16 protein-coding genes are annotated in these 14,506 nt (G+C 67.3%); 11 read left to right on the forward strand and 5 right to left on the reverse strand.

The genetic code is table 11. The features are described from left to right. From coxB to IAE56_RS11155, 5 genes are read left to right on the forward strand one after another with little or no spacing between them, the layout of a single operon-like run. On the forward strand, positions 1-957 hold the full coding sequence (gene coxB, locus IAE56_RS11135) for a cytochrome c oxidase subunit II (protein ID WP_200752588.1): 957 nt from the start codon (positions 1-3) through the stop codon (positions 955-957). 59 nt (positions 958-1,016) lie between these two features. Next, positions 1,017-2,624, forward strand: a complete 1,608-nt coding sequence (gene ctaD / locus IAE56_RS11140; RefSeq protein WP_200752589.1) for a cytochrome c oxidase subunit I — start codon at positions 1,017-1,019, stop codon at positions 2,622-2,624. A gap of 8 nt (positions 2,625-2,632) precedes the next feature. After that, positions 2,633-2,896: a hypothetical protein gene (locus IAE56_RS11145; RefSeq protein WP_200752590.1), complete on the forward strand. Its 264-nt coding sequence runs from the start codon at positions 2,633-2,635 to the stop codon at positions 2,894-2,896. Continuing rightward, entirely contained in the window at positions 2,893-3,483 is a 591-nt protein-coding gene (locus IAE56_RS11150) for a cytochrome c oxidase assembly protein (RefSeq protein ID WP_116864958.1), read from the forward strand. The genes IAE56_RS11145 and IAE56_RS11150 overlap by 4 nt, the downstream gene beginning before the upstream one ends. Before the next feature lie 13 nt (positions 3,484-3,496). Beyond that, a complete protein-coding gene (locus IAE56_RS11155; protein ID WP_200752591.1) occupies positions 3,497-4,372 on the forward strand; it encodes a cytochrome c oxidase subunit 3 in 876 nt (291 codons plus the stop codon). Positions 4,373-4,393: 21 nt separating this feature from the next. Here the strand turns inward: IAE56_RS11155 and IAE56_RS11160 are convergent, their stop codons facing one another. Next, positions 4,394-4,612, reverse strand: coding sequence for a twin transmembrane helix small protein (locus tag IAE56_RS11160; protein ID WP_049468560.1), 219 nt, complete (start codon positions 4,610-4,612; stop codon positions 4,394-4,396). 57 nt (positions 4,613-4,669) lie between these two features. On the opposite strand from IAE56_RS11160, the gene IAE56_RS11165 reads away from it, so the two are divergent. From IAE56_RS11165 to IAE56_RS11190, 6 genes are all read left to right on the forward strand, one after another. Further along, a complete protein-coding gene (locus IAE56_RS11165) occupies positions 4,670-5,386 on the forward strand; it encodes an SURF1 family protein (RefSeq protein WP_200752592.1) in 717 nt (238 codons plus the stop codon). A gap of 96 nt (positions 5,387-5,482) precedes the next feature. Further along, entirely contained in the window at positions 5,483-6,052 is a 570-nt protein-coding gene (locus IAE56_RS11170) for a hypothetical protein (protein WP_150455483.1), read from the forward strand. A 10-nt stretch (positions 6,053-6,062) separates the two neighbouring features. Next, positions 6,063-7,226, forward strand: coding sequence for a COX15/CtaA family protein (locus IAE56_RS11175; RefSeq protein WP_116865185.1), 1,164 nt, complete (start codon positions 6,063-6,065; stop codon positions 7,224-7,226). A gap of 4 nt (positions 7,227-7,230) precedes the next feature. Continuing rightward, positions 7,231-8,124, forward strand: a complete 894-nt coding sequence (cyoE, locus tag IAE56_RS11180) for a heme o synthase (protein WP_108767502.1) — start codon at positions 7,231-7,233, stop codon at positions 8,122-8,124. Between the two features lie 141 nt (positions 8,125-8,265). Further along, on the forward strand, positions 8,266-9,075 hold the full coding sequence (locus IAE56_RS11185; protein ID WP_200752593.1) for a calcium-binding protein: 810 nt from the start codon (positions 8,266-8,268) through the stop codon (positions 9,073-9,075). 239 nt (positions 9,076-9,314) lie between these two features. Next, the gene (locus IAE56_RS11190) at positions 9,315-10,034 is read left to right on the forward strand and encodes a hypothetical protein (RefSeq protein WP_200752594.1); all 720 of its coding nucleotides are present in this window, start codon (positions 9,315-9,317) and stop codon (positions 10,032-10,034) included. A 110-nt stretch (positions 10,035-10,144) separates the two neighbouring features. Here the strand turns inward: IAE56_RS11190 and IAE56_RS11195 are convergent, their stop codons facing one another. The 4 genes from IAE56_RS11195 to IAE56_RS11210 form a co-directional block, all read right to left on the reverse strand. Further along, positions 10,145-11,116, reverse strand: coding sequence for a bile acid:sodium symporter family protein (locus IAE56_RS11195; protein ID WP_150455479.1), 972 nt, complete (start codon positions 11,114-11,116; stop codon positions 10,145-10,147). A gap of 27 nt (positions 11,117-11,143) precedes the next feature. Then, positions 11,144-11,644 (reverse strand): sulfur transferase domain-containing protein, encoded by a 501-nt coding sequence (locus IAE56_RS11200; protein WP_200752595.1) that lies wholly within the window; start codon positions 11,642-11,644, stop codon positions 11,144-11,146. A gap of 25 nt (positions 11,645-11,669) precedes the next feature. Beyond that, positions 11,670-13,412: a DNA primase gene (gene dnaG / locus IAE56_RS11205; protein ID WP_200752596.1), complete on the reverse strand. Its 1,743-nt coding sequence runs from the start codon at positions 13,410-13,412 to the stop codon at positions 11,670-11,672. Between the two features lie 61 nt (positions 13,413-13,473). Next, the gene (locus IAE56_RS11210) at positions 13,474-14,394 is read right to left on the reverse strand and encodes a YihY/virulence factor BrkB family protein (protein WP_200752597.1); all 921 of its coding nucleotides are present in this window, start codon (positions 14,392-14,394) and stop codon (positions 13,474-13,476) included. Positions 14,395-14,506 lie beyond the last annotated feature (112 nt).

A 14,506-nucleotide genomic window follows, 5' to 3' on the forward strand; every position in this document is an offset into this window, starting at 1 on the left:
ATGAAGCAAAGCAGCAGGTGGGGCACGAAGTGCGTTGCAGCGGTCGCCAGCCTGGTGGCCGGGGGACTGGTTCCGGCATGGGCATGGGCGCAGGCGGCCGATCCCAAGCCGTGGCAGCTGAACATGGGCAAGGGGGTCACCCAGACCTCGCGCCTGGCCTGGGAGTCGAACAACCTGTCGTTGATCATCTGTACGGTGATCGGCGTCATCGTGTTCGGGGCGATGGCCTACGCCATCTTCAAGTTCCGCAAATCCAAGGGCGCCGTCGCCGCCACCTTCAGCCACAACACCAAGGCCGAGGTGATCTGGACGGTGATCCCGGTGATCATCCTGATCGTGATGGCGTGGCCGGCCACGGCCAACCTGATCAAGATGTACGACACCCGCGATGCCGAGATGACGGTGAAGGTCACCGGCTACCAGTGGATGTGGAAGTACGAATACCTCGGCGAGAACGTCACCTTCACCAGCCGCCTGGACCGCGAGTCCGACCGCATGCGGCAGAGTGGCAAGGTGCCGACCCGCGAAAGCCACCCGCACTACCTGCTGGACGTGGACAACCGCCTGGTGCTGCCGGTCGATACCAAGGTGCGCTTCGTCATCACCTCCGATGACGTGATCCACGCCTGGTGGGTGCCGGCGCTGGGCTGGAAGCAGGACGCCATCCCCGGCTTCATCAATGAGGCCTGGACCAGCATCGAGCAGCCCGGCGTGTACCGCGGGCAGTGCGCCGAGCTGTGCGGCAAGGACCATGGCTTCATGCCGATCGTGGTCGAGGCCGTGTCCAAGGAAGACTTCAAGCAGTGGCTGGCGCAGCGCAAGCCGCCGCCGGCTGCGCCTGCCACGCCTGCGGCACCGGCCGAACCGGCAGCGCCTGCGGGCGAGGCACCGGCAGCGCCGGCCGCACCCGCGGCGGCTGAAGCCGCTACCCCTGCCACCGCGGCCAGCGGCGCGTGATGTAAAGCCCGCGGCCGTTCGCGGCCGTGGCGACAACCGATTCTGAGAGGTGTTTTGCGATGGCGCACTCGGCAGTTGGGCACGACGATCACCACCACCACCAGAGCTTCTTCGAGCGTTGGTTCTTCTCGACCAACCACAAGGACATCGGCACGCTGTACCTGGGTTTCAGCTTCATCATGTTCGTCATCGGCGCCTTCATGAGCGTGCTGATCCGGCTTGAGCTCGCCCAGCCCGGCATCCAGTTCATCCGCCCGGAGGTGTTCAACCAGCTCACCACGGTGCATGCGCTGGTGATGATCTTCGGTGGCGTGATGCCGGCCTTCGTCGGCCTGGCCAACTGGATGATCCCGCTGCAGATCGGCGCGCCGGACATGGCGCTGCCGCGCATGAACAACTGGTCGTTCTGGCTGCTGCCGGTGGCTTTCAGCCTGCTGCTGCTGACCTTCCTGCTGCCGGGCGGTGCACCGGCCGGTGGCTGGACGCTGTACCCGCCGCTGTCGCTGCAGGGCGGCTACAACGTCGCCTTCACCGTGTTCGCGATCCACGTCGCCGGCATCAGTTCGATCATGGGCGCGATCAACATCATCGCCACGGTGCTCAACATGCGTGCGCCGGGCATCGACCTGCTGAAGATGCCGATCTTCTGCTGGGCCTGGCTGATCACCGCCTTCCTGCTGATCGCGGTGATGCCGGTGCTGGCCGGTGCGGTGACCATGCTGCTGACCGACAAGTTCTTCGGCACCAGCTTCTTCAATGCCGCCGGTGGCGGTGACCCGGTGATGTTCCAGCACATCTTCTGGTTCTTCGGGCACCCCGAGGTCTACATCATGATCCTGCCCGCCTTCGGCGTGGTCAGCGAGATCATCCCGACCTTCAGCCGCAAGCCGCTGTTCGGCTACCAGGCGATGGTCTACGCCACCGCCGCGATCGCCTTCCTGTCGTTCATCGTCTGGGCCCACCACATGTTCACCGTGGGCATGCCGCTGGGTGGCGAGATCTACTTCATGTTCGCCACGATGCTGATCTCGATCCCGACCGGCGTGAAGGTGTTCAACTGGGTCAGCACCATGTGGCGCGGCTCGCTCACCTTCGAAGCACCGATGCTGTGGTCGGTGGCCTTCGTCATCCTGTTCACCATCGGTGGTTTCTCCGGCCTGATGCTGGCGATCGTGGCGGCCGACTTCCAGTACCACGACACCTACTTCGTGGTCGCCCACTTCCACTACGTGCTGGTGACCGGTGCGGTGTTCGCGCTGATCGCCGCGGTGTACTACTGGTGGCCGAAGTGGACCGGGCGCATGTACAGCGAGAAGTGGGCCAAGGTGCACTTCTGGTGGTCGATCGTGTTCGTCAACCTGCTGTTCTTCCCGCAGCACTTCCTCGGCCTGGCCGGCATGCCGCGGCGCATTCCCGACTACAGCGTGGCGTTTGCCGACTGGAACCTGATCAGCTCGATCGGTGCGTTCGGCATGTTCGCCACGCCCTTCATGATGGCCGCGGTCCTGCTGTCCTCGCTGCGTAATGGCGAGAAGGCCGAGGCCCGTTCGTGGGAAGGCGCGCGCGGCCTGGAGTGGACGCTGCCGTCGCCGGCACCGGCGCACACCTTCACCACGCCGCCGACCATCCGCCCGGGCGACCTGGCGCATGACGACATCACGCATTGAGGTGGGGCATGCATAACGAGAGCCCGCTCCCGATCGGTAGAGTCGAGCCATGCTCGACTGAAAAGAAGCAGCCGAGCATGGCTCGGCTCTACAACAACGGCGAGCAGCCGACCGGTAGAGTCGACCGTTGGTCGACTCACGAAGAGCAGCCGACCAACGGTCGGCTCTACCAGCAGCAGCGCCAGCGCGCCAAGCGGACCGCGATGTGGGTCGGCGCCGTCGCCGTGCTGGTCTACGTCGGCTTCATCCTCAGCGGGGTGATCGGCCGATGAGCGAGACGCCGGCCACCGCTCCGTCACGCAGTGCCGGGCTGCCGCGCCTGATCGGCGTGGCGGTGGCGGTGTTCCTGCTGACGTTCTCGCTGGTGCCGCTGTACCGCATTGCCTGCGAAAAGGTCTTCGGCGTGCGCCTGGAGCGCGGCCCCGGCAGCGAGGCCAGCACCGGCGCCGCCACCGGCAAGCGCACCGTGCGCGTGGAGTTCGATGGCGGGGTGAATTCGCGGTTGCCGTGGTCGTTCCATCCCGAGCAGCTGACCATGGACGTGGTGCCCGGCGAGCTCAACGAAGCGCTGTATTTCGCGCGCAACGACAGCGCCAATGCCGTGGTCGGCAGTGCCGTGCCTTCGGTGGCACCGGCGCGCGCGTCGGGCTTCTTCAGCAAGACCGAATGCTTCTGTTTCACCGCGCAGACGCTGCAGGCCGGCGAGAAGCGCGACATGCCGGTGCGCTTCATCGTCGATCCGGACCTGCCGCCGGAAATCAAGACGATCACCTTGTCCTACACCTTCTACCGCAACGACGCGCTGTCCGACCGGCTGGCACCTGCCGGCACCTCGGAAGGCGCGCACGCCGCTCCCTGACCCGGATACCGACATGGCCCAGACACCGACCGACGCCAACGTGTACTTCGTCCCGGCCCAGAGCAAATGGCCGTTCGTGGGGTCCATCGCGATGATGGTGACCATGGTCGGCGTGGCCAGCTGGCTCAACGATGCCAGCTGGGGGCGCTGGACCTTCTACATCGGCGTCGCGATGCTGGTGCTGACCCTGTTCTGGTGGTTCAGCGACGTGGTGCGCGAATCGCAGGCCGGCCACTACAACCGCCAGGTCGACGGCTCGTTCCGGATGGGCATGGTCTGGTTCATCTTCTCCGAAGTGATGTTCTTCGGTGCCTTCTTCGGCGCGCTGTTCTACACCCGCAACCTGGGCCTGTCCTGGCTCAGCGGCGAAGGCCGCGGGGTGATGACCAACGAACTGCTGTGGCAGGGCTACTCGGCGGGCTGGCCGACCAACGGACCGGCGGCGATCGGTGGTGCCTTCCAGACCATCCCGGCCTGGGGCCTGCCGCTGATCAACACGCTGATCCTGCTGACCTCCGGCGTGACCCTGACCATCGCCCACCACGCGCTGAAGGCCGGCAACCGCCGCCAGCTGCTGGTGTGGCTGGGCGCCACCGTGCTGCTCGGCCTCGGCTTCCTGACGCTGCAGGCGGAGGAGTACATCCACGCCTACAAGGAACTCAACCTGACCCTGGGTTCGGGCATCTACGGTTCGACGTTCTTCATGCTGACCGGCTTCCACGGCGCGCATGTGCTGCTGGGCACGATCATGCTGATCGTGATGTGGCTGCGTTCGGCCAAGGGACACTTCACCCGCGACAACCACTTCGCGTTCGAAGCCGCCGCGTGGTACTGGCACTTCGTCGACGTGGTGTGGCTGATGCTCTTCATGTTCGTCTACGTGCTTTGACCGGCGCCGGCGCCGGTGGCCTCAGCCACCGATGCCGTGCGGTTTGATCCAGCCCATGTAGATGCACACGATCACCAGTACGATCAGTGCGACTGACACGCCGATACGCCGGGTCAGCGCGTTGACCGTGCGCTTGGTCTGGCCGCGGTCGACCAGCAGGTAATACAGGCCGGCGCCCAGATTCCAGACGATGACGATCAGAAACGCGATTACCAGCAGGGTCTTCAGCGAATCACTCATGCGCGGCTCGAGGGCAGGGTGGATGCGCCTATCTGACCGCGTTTGCGCGGACTTGTCATGATGCGCCAGCACACACGCGTGATCGGCTGGCTGATGGCGGTGCTGGCGATGGCCGCGTTCACTGCGTTGGGGTTCTGGCAGCTGCAGCGCATGCACGCCAAACAGGCGCTGCTCGATGCGCAGGGACCGGCGGTGGCGCAGTCGCTGCCGCTGGCGCAGGCGCTGGCCGCACCAGGGGCGTTGCACGGCGTGGCCGACCATGGCCGCTTCCTGCCCGGGGTGGTACTGCTGGACAACCAGACCCGGCAGGGCCGTGCCGGGGTGAAGATCTATCGACCCTTCCGCAGTGACGGCGGCAGCGTGCTGCTGGTCGACCTGGGCTGGCGCGCGCTGCCGCCGGATCGCGCGTTGCCGCAGGTGCCCGCGCCGCCGTCGCCGGTGGCGGTGCGCGGGTTGCTGGCACCGCCGCCAGCGGCCGGCCTGGCGCTGGGGCCGGCGTTCTCCAGCACCGGCGAGCCCGGGCGCTGGCTGGCCAGCCGCCTGCCTGCCGAGGGCCTGGCCCGCGCGCTGGGGCTGGCCGCGCTGCCCGACCGGGTGCTGCGCCTGGACCCGAGCCTGCCGTTCGGCGATGCGCGCGACCTCGATCTGCTGCCTAACACGCTGCCGCCGCAGCGCCACCTGGGCTATGCCGTGCAGTGGTTCGGCCTGGCGCTGACCGTGCTGGTGGTCGCGCTGGTGCTGGAACGGCGCCGGAAGCGCTCCGTTGCCCGGTAGTGCCGGCCGCTGGCCGGCAATCCCCCGGTTTCCTCGATGCCGGCCAGCGGCCGGCACCACCGGCATCCCTTTCCCAACCGTGAGAAAATGCCCCACATGAACACTGCTACCTCCCCGCAGGCGCGCGGTTCCGGCCGCCGGACCCTGGTGCTGCTGTTCGCCGTGTTCTTCGGGGCGATGGCGTTGGCCGCCGTGCTGCGCTTCACCGGCTGGCAGCCCACCGGGCACCGCAACGCCGGGCAGCTGCTGCAGCCGCCGGTCGACCTGCGCCAGCAGGCGCCCACCCTGGCCAACGGCCAGGCCTACCCCTGGAACCCCGAAGCGCGGACCTGGCGCCTGCTGGTGGCCCCCGCCGGCGCCTGCGACGCGCAGTGCGTCACTTTGTCGCAGGGACTGGGCAAGGTGTGGCAGCTGTTCGGCCATAACGCCGATAATGTCGAGATCCTGTGGCTGGGTACGCCACCGGCGTCGATCGCCTCGCTGCCCGCGCTGCGGCCGCTGGCCCCGTCGCCAGCCCTGCGCGCGGCATTGCCGGGCGTCGATGATCCGGCGGGACTGCCGGTCTACGTGATCGATCCGAACGGCTTCGTGATCATGCGCCATGCCCCCGGTTCCGACCTGGGTGGCCTGCGCAAGGACATGGCCACGTTGCTGAAACTGAAGTGAGTCCTGTTTGATGAGCCTTTCCGCGCGTCCGGCGCTGCATCGCAACTTCCACCGCCTGGCGTGGTTCGCCATGATCATGACCGCCAGTACGATCATGTTCGGCGCCTTCGTCCGCCTGTCCGATGCCGGCCTGAGCTGCCCGGACTGGCCGACCTGCTATGGCCAGGCCACCTGGCCGCAGCACGTGGAAGAGACCATCGGCCACCCGGCCGCCGAGATCCGCCCGCTGGAAACCCACAAGGCCTGGCGCGAGCAGGTGCACCGCTTCCTGGCCGGCGCACTGGGCATCGAGATCCTCACCCTGGCCCTGCTGGCCACCCGCAAGCGCCGCTTCGGAAGCACGGCGGTGGTGACCGCCTGCGTACTGGTGGCCGCCGGCATACCGCTGTACATGATGGGCTGGCATGGCACGGCCAGCATCCTCGCCCTGACCGGTGAGGCGATCCTGCTGATCGCCGCGCTGCGCTGGAGCAACATCGACCTGGCGCGCGCTGCGCTGCTGACCCTGGCGGTGGTGATCTTCCAGGCCCTGCTGGGCATGTGGACGGTGACCCTGCTGCTGAAACCCATCGTGGTGATGGGCCACCTGCTGGGCGGCATGCTGATGTTCGCGCTGCTGGTATGGATGGCGTGGCGGGCGACCCACCTGCCGATCACCCTGGCCGAAGCGCCCAAGCTGAAGTGGCTGCTGCGCATCGGCGTGGCGGTGCTGGTCACCCAGATCGCCCTCGGCGGCTGGGTCAGCGCCAACTATGCCGCGCTGGCCTGCGGTGGCGGCAGCGCCTCGCTGGACAACTTCCCGCGCTGCGCCAACCAGTGGTGGCCGCAGCACAACTTCGCCGAGGGCTTCACCCTGTGGCGCGGCATCGGCGTGGATTACGAAGGGGGCGTGCTGGATGGCGCCTCGCGCATCGCCATCCAGATGGCGCACCGCCTGTTCGCGATCGTCGTGGCTGCCTACCTGCTGTGGCTGGGCCTGCGCCTGTTCCGCGTGCCCAGCATGCGTGGCTGGGCCAGCGCGCTGGTGGCGCTGCTGGTGCTGCAGGTCACCCTGGGCATCCTCAACGTGAAGCTGGCCCTGCCGCTGGAAGTGGCCGTGGCCCACAACGGCGTGGCCGTTGCCTTGTTGTTCGTACTGGTCAGCCTGCTGGCCCGCCTGCGTGCCCCGGACTGATTCCATGTTTTCCAGATATCGCCAGTACTGGGACCTGACCAAACCCAAGGTCGTGGCCCTGATCGTTTTCACCGCTCTGGTCGGCATGGTCCTGGCCATTCCGGGCGTGCCCAGCTGGGAGCAGGTGCGCGCCGGTGCGCTCGGCTTCCTCGGCATCTGGCTGGCCGCCTCGGCCGCCGCGGCCATCAACCAGCTGCTGGATGCGCACATCGATGCACAGATGGCGCGCACCTCGTGGCGCCCGCTGGTGGTGGGCAAGGTCAAGCCGTGGCAGGTGCTGGTGTTTGCCGGCGTGCTGATCGTGCTGTCGATGGCGATCCTGCTGCTGTGGGTGAACTGGATCACCGCGGTGCTGACCTTCGCCTCGCTGATCGGCTACGCGGTGATCTACACCGTGTACCTGAAGCGCGCGACCTCGCAGAACATCGTCATCGGCGGCCTGGCCGGCGCGATGCCGCCGATGCTGGGCTGGGCGGCGATCACCGGCATGCAGGGTTCGTCGGACTGGGCGTACTCGTCGCTGCTGGTGCTGATCATCTTCATCTGGACGCCGCCGCACTTCTGGGCGCTGGCGATCTTCCGCCGCGAGGACTACGCCAAGGCGAAGATCCCGATGCTGCCGGTCACCCATGGCGTGGTGCACACGCGCAAGCAGATCATGGTGTATTCGGTGGTGCTGGCGCTGGTATGCGTGGTGCCGTACCTGGTGGGCATGAGCGGTCCGTTCTACCTGGGCGGCGCGATCGTGCTCAATGCCGTCTTCCTCTGGTACGCCTGGCGCATGCTGAACCCGCCGGACGAGCTGTTCTCGATGAAGATGTTCCACTACTCCATCGTGTACCTGATGGCGCTGTTCGCGTTCCTGCTGGTGGACCACTGGATCCTGCCCTGGATGTGAGGCGCCACCTGTAGAGCCGAGCCCATGCTCGGCTGAGGGTTGGTTGGAAGCGCAGCCGAGCGTGGGCTCGGCTCTACACTTGATCTCTTCCAGCGGCGTCGCCATTGCTGTTCCTGACCCCAGGGAAAGGAAGCAGCAGGGATGCATTCGATCTTCCGTTGGACCACCGCGCTGATGCTGGCGCTGGGCATGGCCGTGACCGCGCATGCCGACGACACTGCCGCGCAGATCCGCCAGCACACCGCCGACCACCGCATGCTGGTGCTGGGCGAATTCCACGGCACACGCGAGACGCCGCTGCTGGTGCGGCAGCTGGTGGACGACTACAGCCGCGACGGCGCGCCGGTATTGCTGGCGCTGGAACTGCCACGCGGCGAAAACTCCACGCTGCGCCAATATCTGGTTTCCGATGGAGGGGCCGCGGCACGCCAGCGCCTGCACGGCCGTGCGTTCTGGACCGTGCGCGATGACCAGCACGATGGCCGTCGCAGCCGCGACATGCTTGCGATGATCGAAGACCTGCGCGCGTTGAAGGCGCAGGGTCGCGTCATCGACGTGGTCGGCTATGACGTCGACAACAGCGATGGCGGCAATCAGGCACGCGATGACCGCATGGCGGCCGAGCTGAGGCGGCTGTACCGGCGACTGCCGGCTGGCGCACGCATGCTGGTGCTGACCGGCAATGCGCACGCCATGCTGCAGCGGCCGGCAGGCGCGCCGCCGGAAATGCAGACACAGCCGATGGCATCGCTGCTGCGCGATCTGGATATCTACAGTGTGCGATTGGGCGCGTTGCGTGGCCAGGCGTGGGCATGCGCGGACACTTGCGTGGCGCGGTCACTTCCCGAACAGGTGGCGAGCGGCCCACGGGTCGATACCCATGCAGGACGCCAATACGACCTGTGGGTCTGGATGCCGGAATTGAGCGTCGGCACGCTGGTGGAGCAGTAGATCCACGCCATGCGTGGATGGTTTCCACAAAACTCCGTGCATTCAATGTCGGATTCTGATCGCCAAGGCGGGCACTGCATCCATTGACCAAGCTGCTGGATTGTAGGGATCTGCCGCGCCGCGCGGTTCCTGCGGGCGGTGGGTCACAGATGCTGGCTGATCCACTGGGTCGGTCGATCCAGGGCAGATAAAGAGGTGTTGCGGGATGACTCGCACTTCTGTGGAGCAAGGCGGTCGTGATGAATTTCCTTCTGCTGTGCGCTGCCCTCGTGGCGATTGCAGTGAATGCACCTGCATCGGATGAAGAGGCTGACGCGGTCGGGCAGTGGCTGCAGCAACGCGCCATGCAGGCGGCGGCGCAGGCGAACCCATCGCCTGTGGGGAGCTACCGCATCGTGCGATTGGCAGACCTGGATGCCCCCGAAGCAGTGAAGCAGCAGCTTCGTGCTGATATCGAGCGATCCAACGGTGTCGTGCGGGTTGCAGAAGGGAACATCCCAACGCAGGCCGAAATGCTGGCCGCCTTGCCCCGCACCCACCGTTCGGCATCGGAACTACGCCGCCGCCTGCTGCAGCCACCCAGCACGCTGGAAGGCAGTCTGCTGGGACCGGCGGAGCTGATCGGCATGGAGCCCAGTGGCAAGCTGGATGGAGGACAGTCCTCGGGCCTGAGTCGCTTCTACCGGCTGGAGGGTGTCGGCATCGTGGAGTTCAGCGAGAACAACTTCATCGCCGCAGGCACGCAGATCGAGGTGATCGCGGAGGCGCAGAACACCAGGGTGAACGGCACGCCTGCGCATATCGGGAAGACCGTGGACAGCGTCGGCCGCACCCGCGTCGAGCTTGCCTGGATGGGCGGTAGCAAGACTTACAGTCTGATTGCCACCGGCGAGTCGGGGAGTGACGTGGAGCGCAATGCCCGAGTGCTGCACGATGTCGCAGCGGCCATCGTGGATTAGCGGCGGCGCGAGCGTCATCCACGCATGGCGTGGATCTACGCGGGGTCAGATCCCCGAAGGGGCTCTGACCCCGTCCGCGTTACGCCGGGCATGGCCCGGCGCTACCGGACTCAGGGCGCGCGTTTCGCATACCGCTGCGCGATCACGCCGCAGACGATCAGCTGGATCTGGTGGTAGATCATCACCGGCAGCACGATGGCGCCCAGGCTGCCACCGGCGAACAACACCTTGGCGATCGGCACGCCGGTGGCCAGGCTCTTCTTCGAGCCGCAGAACACGATGGCGATCTCGTCTTCGCGATTGAAGTGCAGGCGGCGGGCCAGGAAGGTAATGAGCGGCATGGCGATGCCGAGCAGCACGGCAGCGACCACGGCCACGGCGAACAGGGACAGCAGCGGCGTCTTGCTCCACAGCCCTTCGGTCACCGCTTCGCCGAACGCCGAGTACACCACCAGCAGGATGGTGGCCTGGTCGGTGTAGCGCAGCAGCGCACGCTGCTTTTCCACCCAGCCGGCAATCCACGGCCGCAGCAGGTGGCCGGCCACGAACGGCACCAGCAGCTGCAGCATGATGCCGCCGATGGCATGCAGCGGGTCGTGCACGCCGCCGGAGGTACCGGCCAGCGCGGTCAGCAGCAGGGGCGTGAGGAACACGCCGAGGATGCTCGACAACGACGCACTGCACACCGCCGCCGGTACGTTGCCGCGCGCCATCGACGTGAACGCGATGGACGACTGCACGGTCGAGGGCAGGGTGCACAGGAACAGCACGCCCAGGTACAGCTCCGGCGTCAGCAGCCAGCCCGACAGCGGCTTGAACAGCAGGCCCAGCAGCGGGAACAGGATGAAGGTGCAGGCGAGGATGGTCAGGTGCAGCCGCCAGTGCAGCATGCCGCCGATGATCGATTCGCGCGGCAGGCGCGCGCCATGCAGGAAGAACAGCGCGGCGATGGCCACGGTGGTGACGTCGTCCAGCACGATGGCGGCGGCGCCCTTCATCGGCAGCAGCGAGGCCAGGCCGACGGTGCACAGCAGGGCGAGGGTGAAGTTGTCCGGTCGCAGGCGCGACCACCAGCGGGTCATGGTGGGCAGGCTCCTCGTTACAGGGGGTCAGGGATGGGAGGTGGGCGCGGCCAGGCGTTGCCGGGTGGCTGCTTCCAGTGAGCTCAGGCCAGCGCGCTGGCCCAGCTGCAGGGCCTGCTCGGGGCTGGCGTGTTCGTAGCGGGCGTTGACCAGGCCGAGCACGGCGCCGGCGCGGTTGCCCGAGGCGCAGTGCAGCAGCACCGGGCCCTGGCTCTGCTGCAGCGCCTGGTGCACGGCGCGCACGTTGGCTGCATCCAGGCCCTCGGCGCCGGCCACCGGGATGCGCACGTAGCGCAGGCCCAGCGCCTCGGCCTGGGCGGTCTCGTCGAAGCCACGGTCCTCGCCGGGCTGGCGCAGGTCGATGACGGTGCGCATGCCCTGCGCGGCCAGCGCCTGCAGCTGTGCGGCACTGGGCTGGCCGCCGGCATACAGGCCAGGGCGGACTTCGTTGAGCGGCGTGTCCCCGGCCCAGGCGGGCAGGGTCGTGCAGAGTGACAGCAACAGCAGGCAGGTCAGGCGCAGCAGCATGCTCTCTCCGTGTGTGGGGTTGCCGCTACAGGCGCAGGGTGGCGCGGGCCTTCAGCAGTTCGCGCAGTTCGTACTTGTCAGTATCGTCCAGGCCCTGCTGGCGCTGCTTTGCCAACAGCTCGTCCAGACGTTGCACCAGCAGTTGTTTCTCCAGCTGGGCCACGGCGTCGTGCAGTTCCTGGGTCCACATCGCTTCGTCGCCGGGCATGGTCTGCGCGGCCAGTGTGTGCAGCGAGGCCTGCTCTTCGCGGCCGTCGAAATGTTCCAGCAGGGCGCCGGTGCTGATGTCCGGGCGCTGTTCGACCAGCCCCAGCAGTTCCAGCAGCAGTTCCACGCCGGGCAGGCGCAGGCCCTGGAAGTGGTGCTTGCCACCCAGGCTCATGGCCAGCGAGGGCTGCTGCAGCAGCACGGCGATGGCACCACGCACGAGGCTGCGCTTGGCGATGGGCTGGATCTGCCGCGCCGGCGCGCGCTGCGGCATCGGTGCGCGCGCGGTTGCAGCGTTGCCACCACCGAGGCCGGTCAGCTGCGCCAGCTGCTGCTTCATCAGGTCGCCGAAGGCACCATCGGGAATCTGCGCCAGCATCGGCTTGGCCCGCTCGGCCAGGCGCGCCTTGCCGTCCAGCGTGCCGAGGTTGATCTCGCGGGTCAGTTCATCGAAGAAGAACTGCGACAGCGGCGTGGCCTGCTTCAGGCGGTCGTTGAAGACCTCGGCGCCTTCCTTGCGCACGATGGTGTCCGGGTCCTCGCCATCGGGCAGGAACAGGAAGAACGCCTGGCGGCCGTCCTTCATGCGCGGCAGCACCGATTCCAGCGCCTTCCAGCCGGCACGGCGGCCGGCGGCGTCGCCGTCGAAGCAGAAGAACACGTCCGGCGCGTTGCGGAACAGCAGCTCGGCGTGGTCCGGCGTGGTGGCCGTGCCCAGCGTGGCCACCGCCTGGGTGACCCCGAACTGGAACAGCGAGACCACGTCCATGTAGCCCTCGACCACGATCAGCCGCTCGATCTTCTGGTTGGCCTGGCGCACCTGCCACAGGCCGTACAGTTCGCGGCCCTTGTGGAACAGCGCGGTTTCCGGCGAGTTGAGGTACTTGGGGCCGTCGTCCTTCTCGAACACGCGACCACCGAAGGCGATGACGCGGCCACGGCGGTCGAAGATCGGGAACATCACCCGGTCGCGGAACTTGTCGTAGACGTGGCCGCGGTCGTTCTTGGAGAACAGGCCAGCGCGGTCGAGCAGCTTCATCCGCCGCTCGTCCTTGCCCAGCGCATCGCGCAGGCCGCTGTAGCCGTCCGGTGCATAACCGATCTGGAAGCGCGCGCGGTTTTCCTCGTCCACGCCGCGGCCGTCCAGGTAGGTACGCGCCTTCTCGCTGCCTTCCAGGTTCTTCTGGAAGAACTTCGTCGCCGCATCCAGCGCCGAGTACAGCTCGCGGCTGTCGTCCTGCTGCTGGGCGTTGCGCGGGTTCTCGCTGCGTGGCACTTCCATGCCGGCGCGCTTGGCCAGTTCGTCCACCGCATCGAGGAATTCGAGGCGGTCGTAGTTCATCAGGAAGCTGATGGCGGTGCCGTGCGCGCCGCAGCCGAAGCAGTGATAGAACTGCTTGGTGGGTGAGACCGTGAACGACGCCGAGCGCTCGTCATGGAACGGGCAGCGCGCCGCGTATTCCTTGCCCTGGCGCTTCAACGGCACGCGGCTGCCCACCACCTCGACGATGTCGGAGCGGGCCAGCAGGTCGTCGATGAATGCGTCGGGGATACGGGCCATGGGCAACAGGGCAGGGGCGCGGCCGGTGGCCACGCGAGGCGGAACGATCAATCCGCCTAGTTTACTCCCTGTCGGGCAGCGGGCCGGCGCTGGCCGGATCGATGCCGGCAGCGGCCAGATGGGTGCGGGCGCGCAGGCGCTCGTCGATCACCGCGGTCATCAGCGCGCCGACGAAGAACACCACGGTCGCGTAGTAGATCCAGACCAGCGAGATGACCAGTGCGCCCATCGAACCGTAGGCACTGCCCGGGGCCACGGTGGCGATGTAGACGCCGATGCCATAGCGGCCCAGCGCGAACAGCGCCGAGGTGATGACGCCGCCGATGAAGGCCTGGCGCCAGGCCACGCGGCGGTCCGGCAGATAGTGGTACATGAAGGCGAAGCCGACCGCGTACAGCAGCAGGCTGGTGAGATAGCCGATGGCCGGCAGGATGGACGGCAACTGGGCGAAGGCCACCTGCAGCATGGTGGTGGCGGTCATCGACAGGATCAGCAGGAAGCCCAGCGCCAGCACCACGCCGAAGGAGAACACGCGCTTGCGCAGCCAGGCCTTGATGCCCTCCAGCCGCTCGCCGCTGGTGCGGAAGATCAGGTTGAGGGCGTTCTGCAGCTGGGCGAACACCGCAGTGGCACCGATGAACAGCAGCAGGGTGCTCCACAGCCCGGCCAGCGAGCCGACGTCGGGCTGGTTGTCGGCGTTCTTCAGCACGGTTTCGGCCACGGTGGCCGCGCTGCTGCCGGCGGCGGCGCTGATCTGCTCGACCAGGGCCTGCTGGGCGGGCGGGTACAGCGAAGCGGTCAGCCACAGCAGCAGCACCAGCAGCGGTGCCATCGAGAGCAGGGCGTAGAAGGAGACCGAGGCGGCCTGGGTGAGCACGTCGATCTCGACGAAGCGCTTGCCGACGGCCATGGGGAAGCTGTCCTGCAGGCGCTGGACGTACTTGCGTAGATTCACGGGGACAGTAGACACGTGTTCAACCATGCCGGTGTTGTAGCAGCCGGGGGTCGAAGGCGTGGTGAAGCAGACAGACACAGGTAGCGGGGGGGGGGGGGCGCGCCGCGGCGGCGCCCCCCCCCCCCCCCCCCCCGGGGGC

Origin of the sequence: Stenotrophomonas sp. S41 (genome assembly GCF_016624625.1) — a bacterium.
GTDB lineage: Bacteria > Pseudomonadota > Gammaproteobacteria > Xanthomonadales > Xanthomonadaceae > Stenotrophomonas.